The organism is Minwuia sp. (assembly GCF_048007105.1).
Taxonomy (GTDB): domain Bacteria; phylum Pseudomonadota; class Alphaproteobacteria; order Minwuiales; family Minwuiaceae; genus Minwuia.
In genome coordinates this window covers 3,426,477-3,447,296 of the sequence record NZ_CP180352.1, presented here as the reverse complement: position 1 = coordinate 3,447,296, position 20,820 = coordinate 3,426,477, and the positions used below count along the sequence as shown (strand labels likewise).

The 20,820-nt window shown below is 66.3% G+C and carries 20 protein-coding genes; 15 read left to right on the top strand and 5 right to left on the bottom strand.

Going from position 1 to position 20,820, the window contains the following annotated elements; translation table 11 throughout:
• Positions 1-40 precede the first annotated feature (40 nt).
• Positions 41-232 carry a hypothetical protein gene (locus ACMVY4_RS16680; RefSeq protein ID WP_416897118.1) on the top strand — a complete coding sequence of 64 codons (192 nt, stop codon included), beginning with the start codon at positions 41-43 and terminating at the stop codon, positions 230-232.
• 59 nt (positions 233-291) lie between these two features.
• Positions 292-1,014 carry an acetoacetyl-CoA reductase gene (gene phbB, locus ACMVY4_RS16675; protein ID WP_416897117.1) on the top strand — a complete coding sequence of 241 codons (723 nt, stop codon included), beginning with the start codon at positions 292-294 and terminating at the stop codon, positions 1,012-1,014.
• A gap of 174 nt (positions 1,015-1,188) precedes the next feature.
• Here phbB and ACMVY4_RS16670 read toward each other — a convergent pair whose 3' ends face one another.
• Positions 1,189-1,857 carry an SOUL family heme-binding protein gene (locus tag ACMVY4_RS16670; protein ID WP_416897116.1) on the bottom strand — a complete coding sequence of 223 codons (669 nt, stop codon included), beginning with the start codon at positions 1,855-1,857 and terminating at the stop codon, positions 1,189-1,191.
• Positions 1,858-2,072: 215 nt separating this feature from the next.
• On the opposite strand from ACMVY4_RS16670, the gene ACMVY4_RS16665 reads away from it, so the two are divergent.
• Positions 2,073-2,513, top strand: a complete 441-nt coding sequence (locus ACMVY4_RS16665) for a fasciclin domain-containing protein (protein ID WP_416900335.1) — start codon at positions 2,073-2,075, stop codon at positions 2,511-2,513.
• A 199-nt stretch (positions 2,514-2,712) separates the two neighbouring features.
• Here ACMVY4_RS16665 and ACMVY4_RS16660 read toward each other — a convergent pair whose 3' ends face one another.
• From ACMVY4_RS16660 to ACMVY4_RS16650, 3 genes are all read right to left on the bottom strand, one after another.
• Complete coding sequence (locus ACMVY4_RS16660; protein ID WP_416897115.1) at positions 2,713-3,966, bottom strand: aromatic ring-hydroxylating oxygenase subunit alpha; 1,254 nt, start codon at positions 3,964-3,966, stop codon at positions 2,713-2,715.
• A 127-nt stretch (positions 3,967-4,093) separates the two neighbouring features.
• Positions 4,094-4,573, bottom strand: coding sequence for an RrF2 family transcriptional regulator (locus ACMVY4_RS16655; RefSeq protein WP_416897114.1), 480 nt, complete (start codon positions 4,571-4,573; stop codon positions 4,094-4,096).
• 157 nt (positions 4,574-4,730) lie between these two features.
• The gene (locus tag ACMVY4_RS16650) at positions 4,731-5,930 is read right to left on the bottom strand and encodes an amidase (protein WP_416897113.1); all 1,200 of its coding nucleotides are present in this window, start codon (positions 5,928-5,930) and stop codon (positions 4,731-4,733) included.
• Between the two features lie 357 nt (positions 5,931-6,287).
• Between ACMVY4_RS16650 and ACMVY4_RS16645 the strand changes: the two genes are divergently transcribed.
• The 12 genes from ACMVY4_RS16645 (at position 6,288) to ACMVY4_RS16590 (ending at position 19,261) form a co-directional block, all read left to right on the top strand.
• Positions 6,288-7,277 carry a BMP family protein gene (locus ACMVY4_RS16645; protein WP_416897112.1) on the top strand — a complete coding sequence of 330 codons (990 nt, stop codon included), beginning with the start codon at positions 6,288-6,290 and terminating at the stop codon, positions 7,275-7,277.
• Positions 7,278-7,310: 33 nt separating this feature from the next.
• Positions 7,311-8,903 (top strand): ABC transporter ATP-binding protein, encoded by a 1,593-nt coding sequence (locus ACMVY4_RS16640; RefSeq protein WP_416897111.1) that lies wholly within the window; start codon positions 7,311-7,313, stop codon positions 8,901-8,903.
• Positions 8,900-9,997, top strand: a complete 1,098-nt coding sequence (locus ACMVY4_RS16635) for an ABC transporter permease (RefSeq protein ID WP_416897110.1) — start codon at positions 8,900-8,902, stop codon at positions 9,995-9,997. Before ACMVY4_RS16640 ends, ACMVY4_RS16635 begins: the two co-directional genes overlap by 4 nt.
• Positions 9,994-10,917, top strand: coding sequence for an ABC transporter permease (locus ACMVY4_RS16630; protein WP_416897109.1), 924 nt, complete (start codon positions 9,994-9,996; stop codon positions 10,915-10,917). Before ACMVY4_RS16635 ends, ACMVY4_RS16630 begins: the two co-directional genes overlap by 4 nt.
• A 305-nt stretch (positions 10,918-11,222) precedes the next feature.
• Positions 11,223-11,873 carry a TetR/AcrR family transcriptional regulator gene (locus ACMVY4_RS16625; RefSeq protein WP_416897108.1) on the top strand — a complete coding sequence of 217 codons (651 nt, stop codon included), beginning with the start codon at positions 11,223-11,225 and terminating at the stop codon, positions 11,871-11,873.
• Positions 11,874-12,069: 196 nt separating this feature from the next.
• Positions 12,070-13,131: a BMP family ABC transporter substrate-binding protein gene (locus ACMVY4_RS16620; RefSeq protein WP_416897107.1), complete on the top strand. Its 1,062-nt coding sequence runs from the start codon at positions 12,070-12,072 to the stop codon at positions 13,129-13,131.
• Positions 13,132-13,171: 40 nt separating this feature from the next.
• A complete protein-coding gene (locus ACMVY4_RS16615) occupies positions 13,172-13,948 on the top strand; it encodes a cysteine hydrolase family protein (RefSeq protein WP_416897106.1) in 777 nt (258 codons plus the stop codon).
• Positions 13,941-14,435, top strand: a complete 495-nt coding sequence (locus ACMVY4_RS16610; protein ID WP_416897105.1) for a RidA family protein — start codon at positions 13,941-13,943, stop codon at positions 14,433-14,435. The genes ACMVY4_RS16615 and ACMVY4_RS16610 overlap by 8 nt, the downstream gene beginning before the upstream one ends.
• Entirely contained in the window at positions 14,435-15,946 is a 1,512-nt protein-coding gene (locus tag ACMVY4_RS16605; protein WP_416897104.1) for an ABC transporter ATP-binding protein, read from the top strand. Before ACMVY4_RS16610 ends, ACMVY4_RS16605 begins: the two co-directional genes overlap by 1 nt.
• Positions 15,937-16,965: an ABC transporter permease gene (locus tag ACMVY4_RS16600; protein WP_416897103.1), complete on the top strand. Its 1,029-nt coding sequence runs from the start codon at positions 15,937-15,939 to the stop codon at positions 16,963-16,965. Before ACMVY4_RS16605 ends, ACMVY4_RS16600 begins: the two co-directional genes overlap by 10 nt.
• On the top strand, positions 16,958-17,887 hold the full coding sequence (locus ACMVY4_RS16595) for an ABC transporter permease (protein WP_416897102.1): 930 nt from the start codon (positions 16,958-16,960) through the stop codon (positions 17,885-17,887). Before ACMVY4_RS16600 ends, ACMVY4_RS16595 begins: the two co-directional genes overlap by 8 nt.
• A gap of 165 nt (positions 17,888-18,052) precedes the next feature.
• Entirely contained in the window at positions 18,053-19,261 is a 1,209-nt protein-coding gene (locus ACMVY4_RS16590; protein WP_416897101.1) for an MFS transporter, read from the top strand.
• 153 nt (positions 19,262-19,414) lie between these two features.
• Here the strand turns inward: ACMVY4_RS16590 and ACMVY4_RS16585 are convergent, their stop codons facing one another.
• Positions 19,415-20,755 carry an aspartate aminotransferase family protein gene (locus tag ACMVY4_RS16585; RefSeq protein WP_416897100.1) on the bottom strand — a complete coding sequence of 447 codons (1,341 nt, stop codon included), beginning with the start codon at positions 20,753-20,755 and terminating at the stop codon, positions 19,415-19,417.
• Positions 20,756-20,820 lie beyond the last annotated feature (65 nt).

Genomic DNA, 20,820 nt, shown 5'->3' with positions numbered 1-20,820 from the left:
CGCCGCATCCAGCAAGCGGCCGGAACCGGGGAGATTTCGAATGCCGAAGTACAACAGCAGCTTCGATCTCGATCCCGAGGACATGGATCTGATCGAGACGGCGCTTCGGTCCATGCAGTCCCGAACCATCGACGATCCGGCCGAGGGGCACCGGATCAGCGCGCTGCTGGGCCGCCTGCACAACCAGAAGATTTTCTATCGACCGGCGCAGGGCGTCTACGTCGGCGGCTGATTCCGGAAACCTGAAGGCAGGATTGACGCCCCGAAAAATGGGGCGCGTTGGGGGGAGACATGGAACGAACGGCGCTGGTTACTGGCGGCACGCGCGGAATCGGCGCGGCCATATCGGTCGCGCTCGGGGCGGCAGGCTACAAGGTGGCCGCGAACTACGCCGGCAATGACGAGGTTGCGGCGCGTTTTCACGATGAAACCGGCATTCCCGTCTTCAAGTGGTCCGTTGCGCACTATGACGAATGCGTGGCGGGGATCGCGGACGTGGAATCCGCTGTCGGTCCCGTCGATATCCTGGTCAACAATGCCGGGATCACGCGCGACAGCATGTTCCATCGCATGACACCCGCCCAGTGGCGCGACGTGATGGGTACGAATCTGGACGGCCTTTTCAACATGACCCATCCCGTCTGGCCCGGCATGCGGGAACGCGGATTCGGACGGGTCATCAGCATCAGCTCCATCAATGGCCAGAAGGGGCAGATAGGGCAGGCCAACTACTCCGCCGCCAAGGCCGGCGATCTCGGCTTCACGAAGGCGCTGGCTCAGGAGGGCGCGGCGAAGGGGATCACCGTCAACGCCATCTGCCCGGGCTATGTCGGCACCGACATGGTGATGGCTGTGCCGGAGAAGGTCCGGGAGAGCATCATCGCGCAGATCCCGGTCGGGCGACTCGGAACGCCCGAGGAGATCGGCCGCTGCGTCGTCTTTCTGGCCTCCGACGAGGCCGGCTTCATCACCGGGTCGACGATCACGGCCAACGGCGGCCAGTTCGTGGTCTGACCCGATCCGCGTCCGATGAAAGTTTTGAGGTCGGTTCCGCCGCGACCTGATCGACGGCACGATGTTGCCGCCCGCGCCGATGCAGGTCGCGCTGCCGGTTGTTTAGATTGCCGGCCTGAGCCTCACCTGCAGGCCGATGCCCAGATCGGCCCGGGTTCTGACGTCGCGGAGGAGTTAACGTTGCCGAGCTTCGGGCCCAGGTTCGACGGGCACGACGGCTTCGTTGCGGCGCAGGAAGGGCAAGGTCCAGGGCGGATCGTAGTGGAAGGCTGACGGCGGCCCGGCTGCTCGCCATCCCGACCCTTCAAGCCGGTCGAGCAGCCTGGCCTGGTGTTCGCGCGTCCGTTCGTCATCCCGTAACCCGCTGAAGCGCAGCGCTGCGATCGACTGTGTCGGCAACTCGCGCAGCCGGACCGCCTCATCCAGCGGCAGCGGTGCGGTCTCCAGGTCGAAGCCGGCGGGAAGAAAGAAGCGCATGTGCACCGAACCGTCAGGCTGCGGACGCACATCGACAGGGCCAGCCATGCCGCTATCGGCGGCGGCCGGCTGCATCTCGACCGGCGCCGTCATCGCGATCTCCGTCCCGGACCGGTTTCTGCCGAAGATGTAGGCGGCGAGCGTCCGGAACGCCGAATTGGCGCCGTCGCGATCCGTTACCTCTGCGGCCACCCGGGGCGGATACTGCCGGATCTCGACACCGTCGCCGAGGTCGCCGATCACATCATAGTGAATCTGTCCGGTTCCCGAACGGTCGCCGACGACCGAGCAGCCGGCGAGGAACGCCGTCAATGCGAGAACGCCAAGGATTCCGCGGAACAGGCGGGATGGGTGAGCAGGTCTCATGACCATACTACGGACGCGCGGCCGATCGGATGACAGGCAGGCTGCCAATGATCCGGGCAATGGAGGCGGCCGTAGCAATCGCGATTTCGGGCGAACGACAGTCCGCCCGGATCGTCCCTCAAGGTGCGCACCGGCGGGGCTTCGACTGTCAGTCCCAATGGAGTCTTGAAATGTCGTTTCGTAATCTTCTCGCCGCGTCCGTGGCCGTTCCCCTGATGCTGTTCTCTGCAGCTGCTTCGGCCAAGGACATCGTCGACACCGCCGTGTCGGCTGGTTCCTTCAACACACTCGTCGCCGCGGTGCAGGCCGCAGGTCTGGTCGACACCCTGAAAGGCGACGGCCCGTTCACGGTCTTCGCACCGACCGATGAGGCCTTCTCGAAGCTGCCCGAGGGTACGGTGGAGAACCTCCTGAAGCCCGAGAACAAGGATCAGTTGGTTGCAGTGCTGACCTACCATGTCCTGCCCGGAAAGGTCATGAGCGGCGACATCGCCGGCAAGACGGCGAGCCCGACGACCGTGCAGGGCTCGGCTGTCGCCATCGACGCCACTGGCGCGGCGGTGACCGTCGACGACGCCACGGTCGTCCAGGCCGATATCGGGGCGGACAACGGCGTGATCCATGTAATCGACACGGTCATCCTTCCGAAGATGTAGGCCGGACGGGGCGTCGCCGATCATCCGGCGCCCCGTTCCCTGCCGTTCGGGAATATCCGGATTCGGCAAACGAAAACCGCGACGGGCCGTCCTCTCTTTGAGGGCGGCCCGTCTGCTTTCGTGCCCAAGCCTGAAGGTGACAGGAATTCCAGATCGGCCCGGTTGGTGCGGCCCGCAGGGTATGTCGGGCGGGCGACGGCTATTCTGCCGCGACCTGCATCTGCGGGTCACGAAGCCGGTCGGCGTGGGCGCGGTAGCGCAGGGCCAGCCAGCGGTTGAAGTCGGCCAGCGTCTCCTCGAGGTAGCAGAGCCGGCCGCGGGGCGCGTAGCGGGAGTGCTTGGCCGCCTGCATCGCGATGTTGACCGTTGTGTCCTGGACGCCGAGCTGGGCCGAGCCTTCCATCAGCTTGCCGGCGCGGGCGTCGAAGTCCGGCAGCGCCGCGGTTGATTTCGGAACGCACCACCCGCCGGCGGTGAAGAGACCGCCGCCCACCGTCAGGCTGGACGGCGTCAGCGGGTAGATCAGGCCATAGCAGAGCATGTCCGGTGTGAAGATGATGTTCATGGTCGGCGGGACCATGCCGAAGCCGACCCGGTTCCGCTGCTTCTCGGACAGCGACGGAATGACCGGAAAGGATGCCGGCGCCTGCCAGCCGCGTTCGGTGAGCCCGCCATCCGGCTCCAGAAAAGGCACATAGCGGACGATCACATTGTCGTTGTCGCCCTGCCAGGGGTCGAACTCGACACCGGTGCTCGGGGCGAAGTCGTGGATGATCGGGTGCACGAACTGGGTGTGATAGGGCTCGATGTAGTTCTCGAGCAGCATCTTCCAGTTCCACGGTATTGGGTTCCGTTCGAACTTCGGCGGGATGGTGACCATCTCGTCGAGGTCGTAGCCCGCCATGTAGGGTTCCAGCTTGCTGAGCGTCGGCGCCAGGGAATCGGCCTCGGGGTCGAAGTTCACGAAGATGAACCCGTGCCAGATCTCCACCTTCAGCTGCGGCAGGGTGGATTCGTCGCGCAGCGTGTTCATCTCCACCGTCTTGCCCATGTGCGGGGCGCCGAGGAGTCTGCCGTCGATATCGTAGGTCCAGGCGTGGTAGGGGCAGGTGAAGCGCTTGGCGTTGCCCGTGCACTGGGTCTTGAGCGGATGGCCGCGGTGACGGCAGAGCGCGGACATCGCCCGAATGTCGCCGTCCTTGGTGCGGGTGACCAGAATGGGTTCGCCGGCCAATGTCATCGCCATGTAGTCGCCGGTGTTCGGCAGTTGCTGGACGCGGCCGACACAGAGCCAGGACCGCATGAAGACGGCCTCCTTCTCGAACTCGAAGAAGGCGTCGGACGTGTAGGCAGCGGTCGGCAGGACACGTGCTTCCTCGACGGGGCGGGCGCTGATGTCGAGGCCGTCGATCACGCTGGCCACGTCGGGATGGAGATGGCTGTAGTCGGTCATGGTGACGAGGGCTCCTCTCGTGACGGTCTCATACGCATCGCGGTGATCGGGCTCGCGGCCCTTTCATGCGCTCCGCCTGTTCATAGACGCATATAATATGCCACTTTGAGTGTCGCGACGTGACGGCTCAGGGGAGCAGAGGAACGTCCCCGTGGAGCGGGCGGCCCTGGCCCGATTCCGGATACAGCGCCGCGTTGAGCAATGGCCGCGTGACCAGCAGATCCTGCAACGTGAACTTGTCGAGCGCGGCGAAGAAGGCGCTGAGCGCGGTGGCCAGGGCAGGACGGAGCATGCAGGCGGAATCGATCTGGCAGCGGCCGCCTTCCTCGAAGCAGCCGACCAGGGAGAAGTCCTTCTCGGTCATGCGGACGACGTCGCCGACGTTGATTTCCGCGGGAGACATGGCCAGCCGAAGGCCGCCGCCATTGCCGCGGACCGCCTCGACATATCCGCCGACGCTCAATTGCTGCGCGACCTTGGTCAGATGGTTTTTGGAAATCCCGAAGGAAGTGGCGATCTCACCGATGGTGACCAGCCGGTTGTCCGGCTGCAGGCCGAGCTGGATCAGCATCCTGAGCGCGTAGTCCGTATACATGGTCAGTCGCATGTCTGGCTCCCCCGGGACTGTCGATCATCGCCTCCCCTGCGACCCATCGGCATTTCTGATTCAGCTATCCTCTGCCGATCCGGCTCGGGTAACAAGCATTGCTGATGCATATATAACGTGCAACCGGTGCCCAAATCGAAGGCTTTCCCGCGCCTGTTCACGGCGCGGCCGCGGGCTGTCTGCCGGCGAGAAGCTGCGCCATCGCGCCGCCGAGTGCGATCAGCGCACGGTCGCTCCCGCGGCGCCCGATCAGTGACAGGCCGACCGGCAGGCCGCCGATCTCGATACCCGGTATGCTCACCTGGGGCAGCCCGCCGAGACCTGCGATGCAGGTCATCCGGAAGGTGCGCTGCCGCATCGCCTCGATCTCGGCCGGAGACGCGTTCAGTGGAATCGCCGGCCCGGCAGCCGACGGCAGGAGGGCGACGTCGCCCTCCGCCAGGATGGCGTCGAGCCCGCGGGCGATCGCCGTCCGCGCCGCGCGCTCGGGTGACAGGTCGCGGCTGGCCATTTCCCTGGCGATATCGAAACGTGCGGCGATGGCCGGGGAAAATCCGGGCCGGGTCTTCTCGATCCATTCGCCATGCTGTTCCCAGGCCTCGGCCGCGGAGAGGGCGAGGTAGATCTGGCGCCACGACTCCAGGCCATGGTCGCTGATCGTGAGCCGTCGGATCGGACCGTGTTGCGCCTCGATACCGGTTATGGCCTCCTTGAATGCCTCCCTGCCCGGGATGTCGAGTTCCGCCATCGCGTCCTCCAGAAGGACAAGGCCGCGGTGGGCCTCCGGCTGCGATTGCGGCAGCAATACATCGCCGACGGCGGCGAATGTCGCGCTATCGCGGGCGAGCCAGGTCAGCGTGTCGAACCCCGGCATAAGCGGCACAATGCCGTCCATCGGTATCGCGCCGTGGGTCGTCCGCAGGCCGAAGAGCCCGCAATAGCTGGCAGGCACGCGCGTCGAACCGCCGGTGTCGGTCGCCAGCGCGAAATCGCGAAGACCGGCCGCGACAGCGGCGGCCGAACCGCTTGAAGAGCCGCCGGGGGTCCGGCCCGGCGCGCGGGGGTTGACCGGGGTCCCGTAATGGATGTTGTCGCCGTTGATGCTGTAGGCCAGTTCGTCGGTGATCGACTTGCCGATTGCCGTCGCGCCCGCGTCGAGAAGTTTCCGAACGCATGAGGCGCTGTGGTCCGGGACGGGATGGGATGCAAGCCATGCCGGCGAGCCGGCGCCGGTCGGTATGCCTTCGACGTCGATCAGATCCTTCACGGCGAAGGTCATGCCGGCCAGCGGTCCGTCGGTGGCGCCGCGAAGGACGAATTTTCCATGTCCGCAGAATGCGCCGACTGTGTCTTCCAAGGTTCCGCTCCTAACCGGCTTCGCGTTCAGCCCCTGAAAGATGCATGTGATAGGCCACATTGAGGATCCAGCTGTCCGGTCTGCCGGTGATGAAGGCCGGCCTGGTTGCCTGGAATTGAGCCTTGGCCGCAGGCAGTTGCTGAAAAACCGGGCAGAATCTGGCGCCGCCTCCAACGCATGGCCGGTGCAGATCCGGTCTCGAATCGATGGAATCCGAGCCTCGCACCATGCTTCGTCAAAGAGGTATCAATTTTGTTACTTTGGCATGGAACATGCGAGTTGGACCGCGTCGAACACCGCCACGCGGTCGAGCAGGCTCGCTGGCGGCGATCACTTCGTCACTAACAGGAGGACGAGATGCTTGACTTGAGGCGGGTACTAAAAAGGACCGGATCGGCCATCGCTGCCGGCATATTGGCGCTGACCGCGACATCGGCGCTTGCGGCGGACAATTACCGTGTGGGCGTGCTCATTCCGGGCTCGGCAGCCGACAGCGGATTCATGGAATCCGGGATGCAGGGGGTCGAGGCGATCCGCGCCAGGTATGGCGACAAGGTCACCGTTCAGTTGATCGAGAATATCAACTACGCGGACATGGAGCAGGTCATCACCGCGCTTGCCTCGCAGAACGATTTCGTGGCCGCGGTCAGCGGCGCGTCCCAGAACGCCATGGCGAAGGTCGCCAAGCGGTTCCCGGGCAAGAAGTTCGCGCTTGTCGCCGGAGCAACGCTGGGTCCTGACGCGCCCGCCAACATGTCCCAGTACGACGTCGGCCAGGCGCAGATCGCCTTCCTGTCGGGCGCCGCCATGGCGATGATGTCCAAGACCGGCAAGATCAACTATGTCGGCGGGCTGGAGATTCCGGGCATCGTGAATTCCGGCAAGGAGCTGGAGCGCGGCGCCAGGCATGTGAAGCCCGAGACGGAGGTCATCCAGACCTTCACCGGCAGCTTCGACGACGTCGCCAAGGCCAAGGAGGCCACGCTGGCCGCCGTCGCCCAAGGCGCCGACATGCACTACCACATCCTCAATCTCGGCCTTAAGGGCATGGAGCAGGCTGCGCGTGAGACATCGACCGTCATCGTCGGCGGCATCACCGCACGGTGCGGCGAGGACCCGATCTACACGGCCTATTCGATCACCGGCGTCGGGCACCTGCTCGAGCTTGCCGTTACCCGCTACATCGAGGGCACCTGGGAACCCGGTTCGCATGTCTTCGGACTGGCGGCGGGGCCGGAGGCCTCCGGCTTCAAGATCTGCGGCGATGTCGATCCGGCGATCACGCAGAAGCTTGACGAGATCAAGCAGCAACTCATCGACGGCACGATCACCACGGCACGGGGCTGACGCCGAGCCCCGTCAGGCGCGGGCTGAAAGACCGTGAACGTGACCATCCAGGGGAAAGATGGCGCCGGAGCGCAAACGGGGACGCCGCTGCTCGATTTCAGCGGCGTTTCCCGTTCCTTCGGCAAGGTCAGGGCGCTGGACGACGTCTCGCTGACGCTCCGTGGCGGCGAGGTGCATTGCCTTCTGGGCGAGAACGGGGCCGGCAAGTCCACGCTCTGCAACCTCGCCTACGGCCTCTACCCCCCAACCGGTGGAGCGCTGGAGATCAGGGGCAAGCCCTTCCAGCCCCGCAGCGCCAGGGACGCGCTGGCGTCCGGGGTGGCGATGGTGCACCAGCATTTCAGCCTGGTGCCCACCCTTACCGTGATCGACAATCTTCTGCTCGGCCGGTCCGGGCCGGTGCTCGATCGGCGGCGGGCGCGACGGAAGATCACCGAACTGGCCGGGAGTTTCGGTCTGGATATCGATCCCGATGCGGTCGTCGGCAGCATGTCGGTCGGCCAACGCCAGAGGGTCGAGATTGTCAAATGCCTCATCAACGAGCCGGACGTCCTCATCCTGGACGAACCGACAGCCGTTCTCTCGCCCGACGAGATTCAGGGCTTTCTGGCCACGGTCAGGGAGATTGCCGCGAATGGCCGGGCGGTCCTGCTGGTCACCCACAAGCTGGCGGAAGTCGCCGCTGCTGCGGACCGGGCGACGGTGCTCAGGCTTGGCTGCAAGGTCGCGGAGAGCGAGGAGCCGTCGGCGGATGTCGATGGTCTGGTCCGCGCGATGATCGGCGAAAGCCTGAGCCGGCTGGATCCGGCCGCGTCATCCACGCTGGGAATTGAAGGCGCAGGCGGAGGGGTATCCCGGACCGGAGAGACGACACAGGTGAGCGACCGCCGCAGCGCGCTCACGATCGACGGACTGACGGTCGAGGGGCGGCCCGGTATCGACCGGCTGAGCCTGATCGTGCGCCGTGGCGAGACTGTGGGTGTTGCCGGAGTCGAGGGCAACGGACAGCGTGAGCTCGAATGGGCCCTCTCGGGCATCGCCCCGGTCAGGCGCGGGCGTTTTCATGTCGGCGAGACGGAACTGACGCATGCGAAGCCACGGGCGATCGCGCGGGCCGGTGTTGCCGTGATCCCCGAGGATCGCCACGCGCTCGCCTGCGTGACGGAGATGAGTCTGGCCCACAACCTTCACCTCGACCGGCTCGCCCGCGTCAGCCGCTGGGGCTTTCTGGACCGGCGGCGGCTGGCGCGATCGAGTGTCGACATGATCGAGCGCTTCGACATCCGCGCCGGCGGGGAAGGCATGGCCTTTTCCACGCTTTCGGGCGGCAATCAGCAGAAGGCCGTTCTGGCACGCGAACTGAGCCGCGAGAACCTGAATTTCGTGCTCGCTTCCCAGCCGACCCGGGGTCTCGATGTCGGCGCCGTCGCGGCGGTCTATGCCCGGCTGCGGGAAGCCTGCAACGCCGGGGCAGGGGTGCTTCTGATCTCGAGCGAACTGGACGAACTGCTCGCCGTCGCGGACCGCATCGTCGTCATCTACAGGGGGCGCCTCGTCGGTGAGTTCCCGCGCGCCTCGGCTGACCGCGGCCGGATCGGCGCCCTGATGTCCGGGCAGGCCGCATGAGTCAGCAGACGGCAGAATGGATGGCGCTGTTCCAGCGCCCGCGCACGGCCAGGCTCGGGGCGTGGCTGGTTCCCTTCGCCGCCATCGCCGCGGCGCTGGTGGTCGGAGTCGGTCTGGTCGCGGCCACGTCGTCGGATCCGCTGCGCGCGGTGTCGGCCTTCGTCGACGGGGCTTTCGGCTCTTCCTACGCGATCGCCGCATCCCTCAACCGGTCCACCGCCTTCATGCTGGTCTCGGTCGGGTTCCTGTTCGCCTTCCGGGCCCGGCTGACCAATGTCGGCGGCGAGGGTCAGCTGGCGGTCGGCGGCGTGCTGGCAACGGCCTTTGCGCTGGAATGGGGCGCAGACACCCTGCCGGGCGGGCTGGCCGTCGCGGTTCCGCTCGCAGCGGCCGCCGTGGCGGGCGGCCTCTGGGGCGCCATCGCGGGCGCGCTCAAGGTCTGGCGGGGCGCCAACGAGGTCATCACGACCCTGATGCTGACCTTCATCGGGCTCTGGCTGCTCTACTGGGTGACCCACTCGGTCAGTCTCCTCCGTCAGCCCATGACGGACGCCACGTCGCTGCCGGAATCCGCCACACTGCCGGTCTCGACCCACATGCCTGTCATGGCGATGGACAGCTCCGGGATCCTGCATGCCGGCCTTGTCGTGGCTCTCGTTCTTGCCGCCATCGTCGCCGTCGTGCTCTCGCGCACGGTCATCGGGGTCTGGCTCGAGGCGGTTGGCCTGAACCCGCAGGCCAGCCGGCGGGCAGGGCTGCCGAACGGTCTGATCGTCGTGCTCGGGTTGAGCGTCGCGGGCGCGCTGTCGGGTCTGGCCGGCGGCATGATGATCCAGGGCGACCAGCACAATCTGAAGGCCGAGTTCCCGTCAGGCTACGGCTTCGACGGCCTCGTCATCGGGTTGCTGGCGCGTCAGTCGGTGACGCTCGCGGTGCTTTTCTCTCTCTTCTTCGGGTTCCTCCGCTCCGGCGGGATCTACATGGAGATCGTGGCCGGAGTGCCCTCGGCGGTGGTGCATGTGATGCAGGGCGTTGTGGTGCTCACAGTCGCCGGTTCGGCGTGGTTCGCCCGCCGTGTGGAGGCGTCGGCATGACCGAGGAACTGGCGGTCATCTTCCTCGCCTCGACCGTCCGTCTGGCCATGCCGATCCTGCTGGCCGCGCTCGGCGAACTGGTGAGCGAGCGCGCCGGCGTCCTGAACCTGAGCCTGGAGGGCATCATGCTCTCTGCGGCCTTCGCCGCCGTTGTCGCCGCGCACGCCACCGGCAGCCCGGTGATAGGCCTTGTCGCCGCGCTGGCCACGGGGGCCTTGTGCGGTCTCTTCCAGGCCTGGCTCAGCGTGACGGTGCAGGCCGACCAGATCGTCACCGGCCTCGGCTTCAACATCCTCGCCTTCGGTCTCACGACCCTGTTTAACCGGGAACTCTTCGGTCTGCGCTCGGCGCTCGAGGTGCCGGGTATCGAAAAGGTGGCCGTGCCGTTGCTGGTCGACATTCCGCTGATCGGGCCGGCGCTCTTCAATCAGACCTGGCTGGTCTATCTGGGGTTGCTGTCGGTGCCTGCGATGTACTGGATGCTCCGCAACACGTCCTTCGGGCTCGCGGTCGAGGCCGCCGGAACCGATCCGCTGGCCGGCGACAAGACGGGCGTGAGCATCGTCGCGACCCGGTATCGGGCCGTCGTCATTGCAGGCGCTTTCGCCGGCGCCGGCGGCGCGTTCATCTCTATCGGCGACATTCACACCTTCACCGAAGGCATGACCAACGGTATCGGCTTCATCGCGCTGGCCGCCGTCATCTTCGGCAACTGGCGGGTCTGGTGGGTTCTGGGCGCAAGTCTGGTCTTCGGCTTCGCGACCGCGATGCAGTTCCAGCTTCCGGCGATGGGCGTCGATGCGCCGGTGGCCCTGCTGGTGATGCTGCCCTACGTGCTGGCCCTGCTGGCGGTTGCCGGCGTGGTCGGACGTCAGTCGGCGCCGCCGGCGCTGACACTGCCGTTCAGGCGGATGAACTGAGTTCCCCGAGAGGGCCGGATGAAAGGTTGCTACCGGATCAGTCGGAACACGCGTCTCGGCTCTGGATGGCCTTTCACCAGGCGCCGCCGTGCCACCGCAATGCGCGATTGTCCAAAACCCGCTTCGTTCCCCGTCGGTCTGGCACTAGGCTGGACGCTGGCCGGGTCGGAAGGTTGGTTCGCACATGACGCATGCAGTCGGGATTTCTGAGCTCTCGGGCGGGACCGGAATGCATGCCCGGATGGCGAAGCCGTCTTGATTTTCCCGGGGTGCTATCTCGGCGTGCCGCTCGGATCGAGGCGGCCATGACGGTCGATACGTCGAACGGGACGACCCGACGGAACCCTGAAGAGACCCGGCGGCGGATCCTCGAGGCTGCGACGGCGGAGTTTGCCCGTGTCGGGTTCGAAGGGGGACGCATCGACCGGATCGCGCGCGGCGCCCGCGCCAACCAGCGGATGATCTACCATTACTTCGGCGACAAGGCCGGTCTCTACATCGCGGTGCTCGAGCAGGCGCTGGGCGAGTTGCGTGCGGAAGAACTGAGACTCGACGTGGATGCAGGATCGCCGCGGGAAGGGGTACTGCAACTCTTCGACTTCATTTCCGCCCATTTCGAGGGGCATCCGGAACTGGTCAAGCTGCTGTCCGGCGAGAACCTTCTCGAAGCCGCGCACCTGAAACGCTCCGACGATACGCCGGTCATCTCCTCACCGATCCTTGCCCTTGTCGAGGATCTGCTTCGGCGCGGTGCACAAGACAGTTCGGTGCGGGCCGACATCGATCCCTTGCATCTCTATGTCGCCATGGTGGGACTCAGCTATTTCCACCTGTCGAACGCCTGGACGCTTTCGGTGATCTTCAAGCAGGACCTGCAGACCACCGGCTGGCGGTCGGCGCATCGACGGATGGCGCGCGCCATGCTTTCCGAGTACCTCGAACCGCCCAAGCATTAGGCAATCTTTGTGACGGTGGCGAAATTGTCATCAGCGTGGTGTGGCGTGTCAGATGTCGATGATGCCGAACCTGACATAACGCCTTCATATTGATGATTGATTTCGTCGTAAGGGCTTCTGGCATGCTTCCTGTAAGCAAGTAAGTGTTTACTTACTTATGCCCGGCGTCGAAGGCGCGGGCGACAAGGAGGCGGCTATGAAGAGACTTCTGGGAACGGCCCTGGCAGCAGCCCTCGGCGTGGCGGCGTCGGGCGCTGTGGCGGACGACAAGATCGGCTTCATCTATGTCGGTCCGGCGGCCGACTACGGCTACAACATGTCCATGGACCTGGGCCGCGAACATGTGGCCGCGACCATCGACGGCGTCGAGACCACGGCATTCGAGGCCATACCGGAATCGGCCGAGGTCGAGCGGGTGATGGAGCGCCTGATCAACACGGGCCACGAGATCATCTTCGCGACCAGCTACGGCTATCTGGATCACGCCATCAAGGTGGGCGAGAAATACCCCGAAGTGGCCTTCCTGCACGCGGGCGGACTGAAGACGTCGAAGAACGTCGGCACCTACTGGGCCGATTCCGATGACGGCATGTATCTGGCCGGCGTGGTTGCCGGATCGGTGACCAAGACGAACAAGCTGGGCTTCGTCGGCGCCTTCCAGATCCCGCAGCTTCTCCGCTCGATCAACGCCTTCACGTTGGGCGCGCAGTCGGTGAACCCCGACGTCACCACGACGGTTGTCTGGACCGGCGGCTGGTGGGAGCCGCAGAAGGAAGCGGAGGCGACCAACGCCTTTGCCGACGAGGGGATTGACGTGATCGCCGAACAGGTGGACAGCCCGATCACCATCGCCCAGACCGCCGAGAAGCGCGGCGTCTACATCATTGGCAAGGACGTCGACATTTCCGACCGCGCGCCGAATGCGTGGCTGACGGGCGTGTCATGGAACTGGGGCCCGATGATGGTCGACATGGTGAAGGAGATCAAAGCCGGCACCTGGAAGCCCGGTCATGTCCGCGGCGACCTGGCCAGCGGTCACGCCGTGCTCGATCCCTTCGGCAAGAACGTGCCCGAGTTTGTCCAGACGAAGGTGCTGGCGATGAAGGAGGATATCATTGCCGGCAAGATGAACATCTGGACCGGGCCCATCGTGAAGCAGGATGGCACCACTGTCGTCGGGGCCGGCGAGGCAATGACGATGGAGCAGATCGAGACCACCGACTTTCTGGTCAAGGGCGTGATCGGTTCGACGAACTGACGGTGCGCCGGCACGGAGAGCAAAGGCAACGGAGACGGATATGACAACGCCCAAGACCATGGGCGCCGTCGAGGGCCAGAGCTGGAAGGTCACGCCGGAGCGGGTCGACATGACCCGCCCGGCGCGGCCCGAACGCCGGGTCGCCATCGACGCCGAACCCCAGGACATCATCGTCGACGCCAACAAGTCGGCCCTGATGATCGTCGACATGCAGAACGACTTCTGCACCAAGGGCGGCTGGCTGCACAGCCGCGGCATCGACATCACGCCGAACAAGGCGCCGATACAGCCGCTGCGGCGTCTGGTCGACGGTTTCCGGGCAGCGGACGTGCCGGTGATCTGGGTGAACTGGGGCGTCCGGAAGGATCTGCTGAACATCCACCCGTCGCTTCTGCATTCGCACAATCCCTCGGGGACCGAAACCGACCTCGGTCATCCGGTGGCGGGGACGCGATCCGAGGTGCTCCGGAAAGGCAGCTGGGGGGCGGAAGTCGTCGATGAACTGAACCCCGGCAAGTCCGACATCCAGATCATCAAGCACCGCTTCAGCGCCTTCTGGGACACGGAAACCGACGCAGTGCTCCGCAATCTCGGCGTCAGGACGCTGTTCATCGGCGGGGTGAACATGGATCAGTGCGTCATGACCACGCTGGAGGACGCCAGTTTCCTCGGGTACGACACCATCCTGGTCGAGGACGGTACATCGACAACCTCGCCGGACTACTGCGTCCAGTCGGTGCTCTACAACGTCAAGCTTCTCTACGGTTTCGTCACGGGATCGGAAGCGGTGCTTTCGGGATTGTCCGCGGATGGCTGACGCGGATTCGGGCCACCGTGCAACATTCAGCGGCCGTGCGGCGGAACTCGGTATCGAACTGCCCAATGTGCCGGTTCCGATCGCAAATTTCCGGCCCTTCCGCGTTTGCGGCAGCATGGCCTTCATGGCCGGCCAGACCTGCGAATGGAATGGCGAAATGACACTCAAGGGCAAGATCGGACTGGATCATGACATCCCGGCGGGTCAGCAGGCGGCCCGGATCTGCGGACTGAACCTGATCGCCGCCCTGTCGCAGGCCTGCGACGACGATCTCGGCCGTGTCGAGGCCTGTATCAGGCTGGGCGGTTTCGTGAATGCGCCGGCCGATTTCGAGTTCGTGCCGAAGGTGATCAACGGGGCATCCGACCTGATGCATGAATTCTTCGGCGACATCGGGGCGCATGCGCGTACCGCTGTCGGCGTCGAGACGCTGCCCCAGCGGGCGGCGGTCGAGGTGGACGCGATCTTCATGCTGCGCTTGAGCTGATGGCCGCAAGGCGGATCGAGCTGAGGGGGCTGGTCAAGCGCTTCGGCGCGCTGATCGCCAACGACAATGTCGATCTGACCATCGAGCCCGGCGCCTGCCTTGCCCTTCTCGGCGAGAATGGCGCCGGGAAGTCGACCCTCATGAAGATCCTCTATGGCTTCCAGCCCCCGGACGCCGGTGAGATCAGGATAGATGGCGAACCGGTCAGGTTCCAGTCGCCTGCCGACGCCATGGCAGCGGGCATCGGGATGGTGTTCCAGAATTTCTCGCTGGTCCCGGCCCTGACGGTCCGCGAGAACCTGTTGCTGACCAGCCCGGGGGCACCGTGGCTCCAGACCGGCCGGTCGGCCGCGGAACGCAAGCTCCTCGATGTCATGCAACGGCTAGCTCCGGACATCGATCCCGGTCGCCGCGTTGCCGATCTCGCGGTTGGCGAGCGCCAGCTGGTTGAGCTGGCCAAGGTGCTCAACCTGGATGCCGACACGATCATTCTGGATGAGCCGACGTCGGTGCTCACGCCGTCGGAGACCGAACGGCTCTACGGCTTCGTGCGAACCCTGCGGTCGGAGGGCAGGGCGGTCGTGCTGATCACGCACAAGCTGGCCGACGTCGAGGCCTGTGCGGACAGGATCGCCATCATGCGCCGCGGCAGGCTGATCCATGACGGTCCCTCGGACGGTGTCGGGCAGGGCGACATGGTGCGGATGATGGTGGGGGACGGTGCGCCGGCAGGCGCTGAAGCCCCGCCGCTACCGTCGGGCCGGACACCGAAGGTGATCGTGAAGGATCTCAGTGCGGAGGCCGAGACCGGCGGCGTGCGGGACATCTCGCTTGAGGTGGCGGCGGGCGAACTTCTCGGTGTAGCGGGCGTTGTCGGCAACGGTCAGACCGTTCTGGCCGATGCGCTTGTCGGTCTTCACCCGTTGAGCGCAGGCGATGTCACCGTCGGTGGCGTCTCCTTTGCCTGGAAAAGCAGGCCGCCCCGGCCGGACGGCACGATCGCCTATGTGCCCGAACGGCCGCTCGACAATGGCGTGGTGCCGCAACTCGGTCTTGCCGACAATCTCGATGTCAGGAGCGCCGCGACTCGCTCGTTCTGGCAGTTCGGCCGCGATGGCGCACGGCAGGCCGCCAGAAGCCGGCTCGAGGACGCCGATGTCCGCCCGCCGGAGCCCTACAGGCAGGCCCGGACGCTCTCCGGCGGCAATCTGCAGAAACTCGTCCTCGGCCGCGAACTGGCGGGCCGGCCCGAACTGATCGTCGCCTGCTACCCGACAATGGGGCTCGACGTTGCCGCATCCCGGACTGTCTACCGTCGGCTGTTCGCCCATCTGGAACGCGGTGCCGCCATCATCTGGATTTCCGAGGAACTGGACGACCTGCTGGCCTATGCGCACCGGATCGCGGTGCTGCACGGCGGCCGGATCGCCGGAATTCGGGATCGCGACGCTGCCGACCGGAACGAGATCGGCGAGCTGATGCTTCGCGGAACCCGGGCGCGATGCGCCTGATGCGTGTCCGCTGGCTGGAACCGCTGGCCGGCGGCGCCGGATTCATTCTGGTGGCCATGGCCTTCTTCGCCTTCATCGGCGAACCCCCGGTCGGGACATTGCTGGCGATGGTCGAATACGCCGTCGGCGACGCGTATTCGCTGTCCGAGTCGCTGGTGAAGACAACGCCGATCCTGCTGTGCGCCCTGGCCGCGATCGTGCCGGCGCGTCTCGGTCTGATCTCTGTGGGCGCCGAGGGACAGCTCTATTTCGGAGCGCTCATCGGGACCGCCCTTGTCCTGGCCGTGGTGCCGGGCGGCGGCTGGATGATGCTGCCGCTTGTGCTGCTGGCCGGCGCGGCCGGCGGTGCGGCCTGGGGCTGGCTGCCCGGAATCCTGCGGGCGCGGCTCTCGGTCAACGAGACCATTTCGACTTTGCTGCTCAACTACATCGCGGTCCTGCTCGTCAGCGCGGCGGTCTACGGGCCGTGGAAGGATCCGGGCAATCTGGGCTGGCCGGCGACCATCGCCTTCCCGGACTGGGCCGTCGCGCCGCAGCTGTTCGGCACGCGGGTTCATGCCGGGCTGCTGATTGGCGTGGCCGCCGCGGTGATGCTGCAGCTCCTGTTCAGCTACAGCCGCTGGGGCCAGGCGCTGGAGGTCTTGAAGGGCAATCCCCGTGTGGGGCGCATGGTCGGACTCGACTATCAGCGCCAGGCCATCCTGGTGATGGCGCTGGGGGGCGCCATGGCCGGGCTGGCAGGCATCACCGAGACCGGGGCGATCCAGGGGCGGCTGCAGCCAGGTATCTCGGTTGGCTACGGGCTGACGGGCTTTCTCGTCGCCTGGCTGGCCGGGCACAACGCGCTGCTGGCCGTGCCGATCTCCTTCATGATCGGCGGGTTGATTGCGGCGGGTGACACGCTGCAGCTCTTCAACAAGGTTCCGGCGGCAAGCGCGACCGTGCTTCAGGGGCTGCTGTTCGCGACGGCTCTCGCCGTGCCCGGCCTCATCGCATTATGGCGGGCGCGCCGTGGATGAGGCGACGCTGATCGTTCTGGGCGGCTGGTTCGCTGCCATCCTCCGCGGCGCCACGCCGTTGCTGTTCGTCACGCTCGGCGAGACGCTGAGCCAGCGCGTCGGTGTCATCAATCTGGGCGTCGAGGGAGAAATGCTCGCGGGCGCCTGTTTCGGCTTCGCCGTCGCTGCGACGACCGGAGATCCTCTGCTCGGCCTCCTCGCCGGCGGTGGCGCCGGCCTGCTGCTCTCGAGCGTTCACGCCGGCCTCTGCGTCGGGCTCGGCGCGAACCAGTTCGGCAGCGGTCTGGCCGTCTGGATGATCGGTCTCGGGATCACATCCTTCTTCGGGCGGGAGTTTGTCGGCGCGCAGGTTCAACCGGCGTCGACGCTGGGCGGCGACTGGTCCGCCGGCATCCCCTTCCTGTCGCAACTGCTGGACAATCTCAGCTGGACGGCGCCGCTGGCCATCGGGACCGTCGCGCTCGCCGGTTTCGCCCTCTACCGGACGCGGCCCGGTCTGGCGTGGCGCACGGTCGGCGAGGCGCCGGACGCCGCCCGCGCGGCCGGCCTGTCGGTGCCGCGCATCCAGACGCTCGGCGTGCTCGCTGGCGGCTTTCTCGCCGGCATAGGCGGCGCCGTGCTGTCGGTCGACTATACCCAGACCTGGGCGCAGGAGATGACCAAGGGCAGGGGGCTCGTCGCCGTCGGTCTGGTCATCGTCGCGCGCTGGAACCCGTGGCTGGTGCTGCCCGTCGTGCTGGTCTTCGGCGCCGCCGAGGCGGCCGTGCTGCGGTTGCAGGCGGGGGGGCTCGAGGTGTCGTCGCACCTGCTGGCCACGTTGCCCTACGTCGTGGCGCTCGCCGTGGTCGTGGGCGCCTACGCCTTCGGCAAGCGCAAGGGCGGCATGCCCGAAGGCCTGCGGCTGGTCTTCGGCAAGGACTGACAATCGCCGTCAGGCGTGACCCGCATGCTTCTGCGACGGCAAGGCTGCTCCCTGCCTCGATCCCGCCGGCGGTGGAATGACTGCACTGCGCGACGAGTGTTCGATTTGCAGTGCATGGAGCGCTATCTCTCCGGGGACGACGGGCGCGGCGGGGAGGGAAGCGCGATGACGGCAAACGGGGAGCGGGCGGCGACGCCTCGGATCCTGCCGCTGCTGATGCTGCTGTTCGCCATCGGCGATCTGTCGACATCGCTGCTGGTGCCGAGCCTGCCGGGTATCGCCCGGGAGTTCGGCACGCCCGATGTCACCGCCCAGCTTGCGGTCTCGGGCTTTGCGATGGCGTTCGGCCTCGGCCAGTTGCTCATGGGGCCGCTTTCCGACGCCTTCGGCCGCCGGCCGGTGCTGATCGGCGGCCTGGTGCTGTTCGGCACGGGTTCCGTGCTGGCGGCGCTCGCCCCCGGGATCGAGGCGCTGATCGCCGGCCGCGTGGTTCAGGGCGCGGGCGCCAGCGCCGGCTATGTGCTGGCCCCCGCCGTGGTACGCGACGTCGCGACCGACGACCGCCAGACCGCCCGGATGATGGCGCCGCTCTTCATCGCCAGCGGCTCGATCATGATCTTCAGCCCGCTGATCGGCGAGGCGTTGATGCCCGTGGGTGGCTGGCAGGCAGCGATCCTCGCCGGCCTGCTGGTCGCCTGCATTGCCTTCGTCTGGGTGGTCTCGAGCTTCCGGGAGACGTTGCGGGAGCGGGTGACGGGCGGGCTGAACCCGGTCCGCATGGCCCGGACCTATGCCGGGCTGTTCGTCCATGGCCGCTATTTCGCCTATCTGATCACGCACTGCTGCGCCTATGGCGCGTCCTATACCTTCATCGCCAACGCGCCGTTCATCGACCTCGCCAACGGCAAGGGCGGGCCGCTGGGCGTTGGTATCAGCGTGGGCGTCGTGATGGCCGGGTTCCTGACCGGTCTGCTGATCGCCCGCCGGCTGACGGCCACGGTCGGCGTGCCGCAGGGCGCGCATTACTTCATCGTCGCGTCGATCCTTCCCGTGCTCGTGCAGATTGCGCTGCATGAGGCGGGACTGCTGCACCAGTACACCTACCTGGCGCTGGAGTTCCTCATCATCGCCCTGATCGGCGGCATGGCGCCGTTCACCGCTGCAGGCGTGGTGATCGAGGCGCCGGGACGTGCCGGATCGGGCGCCGCGCTGCTCGGCGCGTCGCAGATGCTGACGGCCGCAGGGGTCATCGTCATCGTCGGCTTCCTCAACGACGGCACGATGCTGCCGCTCGCGCTGATGCAGGTCGTCCTGCTGGTCATTGCGGTCGCCGGCTTCCGCCTGACCTACGGACCGATGCCGAAATCGGCCTAGATCCCGTCCTCGCGGACGGGATTCGATCTTGCGGGTTCGGTCGATTGCACACAGGAAGACATCGCCGGAGGGCCGGAAGATCCACTTGTCTTTTGAGAGCGGTATGAATTCCCGCAATCAACTGTTTGCCGACTCGAGCCCTGTCGAGATGTCTCAGGCTGCATCCTGAGCCGCCTGGATCGCGCGATCGATCGAGGTCGCAAGCATGTCCACCAGAAAGGCGATCTCGTCATCTGAAATGATGAAGGCGGGAGCGAGCAGGACGTGATCGCCGAGACGGCCGTCGACCGTGCCGCCGCCGGGATAACAGATCAGGCCGGCCTGCTGCGCCAGCTTCTTGACCCGTCCGTTGATGCCGAGCGCCGGGTCGAAGGGCGTCTTTGTCTCCCGGTCCTGGACAATCTCCAGCCCGCGCAACAGGCCGCGGCCCCGGATGTCGCCGATATGCGGGTGCTGGCCGAAGCGGTCCGTCAGCGCCGCAGCGAACTTCTCCCCCTTGCTCTGGACATCGTCCACCAGGCCGTCGTCGATCAGGCGCGACAGCACGGCGCCGGCCGCCGCCGCCGCCGCCGGATGACCCATGTAGGTGTGACCGTGCTGGAAGAAGCCCGAGCCGGCGGCGAAGGCCTCGTATATCCGGCTGGAACAGATCGTGGCGCCGATGGGCTGATAGCCGGCGCCGAGTCCCTTGGCGACAGCGATGATATCCGGCGTGACGCCTTCCTGGGCCGAGGTGAAGAGCGCTCCGCAACGGCCCATGCCGCACATCACCTCGTCGGATATGAACAGGACGCCGTGTTCGTCGCAGATCTCGCGGATGCGGCGGAAATAGCCTTCGACCGCAGGAACCGCGCCCAACGTCGCTCCGACAACGGGCTCGGCGATGAAAGCGGCGACGGACTCCGGACCCAGCCGCCGGATCTCGGCGTCGAGCTCGTCGGCGACGCGGCGTCCGAAATCGGCCTCGCTTTCGCCTTCTTCGCGCAGGCGATAGGCGTAGCAGGGCGAGATGTGGGACATGTTGACCAGAAGCGGCTCGTACAACGCCCGCCGCGAGCGGTTGCCGCCGGCCGACAGCGCGCCCAGCGTGTTGCCGTGATAGCTCTGCCAGCGCGCGATGACATGATGCCGGCCCGGCTGACCGATCTCGATGAAGTACTGCCGCGCCATCTTGATGGCGGCCTCGACAGCTTCCGAGCCGCCGGAGACCAGAAAGACCCGGTCGAGATCGCCCGGCGCTTCCGCGGCCAGCCGGTCGGCCACCGCCTCGGCCGCCTCGGATGTGAAGAAGCCTGTATGGGCGAAGGCCAGGGCGTCCATCTGCGCCTTCACCGCCTCGATCACCTTGCGGTCCGAATGGCCGAGACAGGACACCGCGGCGCCGCCGGAGCCGTCCAGGTAGCGCTTGCCCTCGCTGTCGATCAACCAGCAGCCGTCGCCCGCCACGGCGACAGGCGGAGATGTTTTCGTGTGGCGCAGAAAGACGTGGTTCATGGCAACCTTCCTCTGTGGCGGAACGGTGTCGTTCTGAACGACAGCAGCCTGCAGGCGTTGACGAT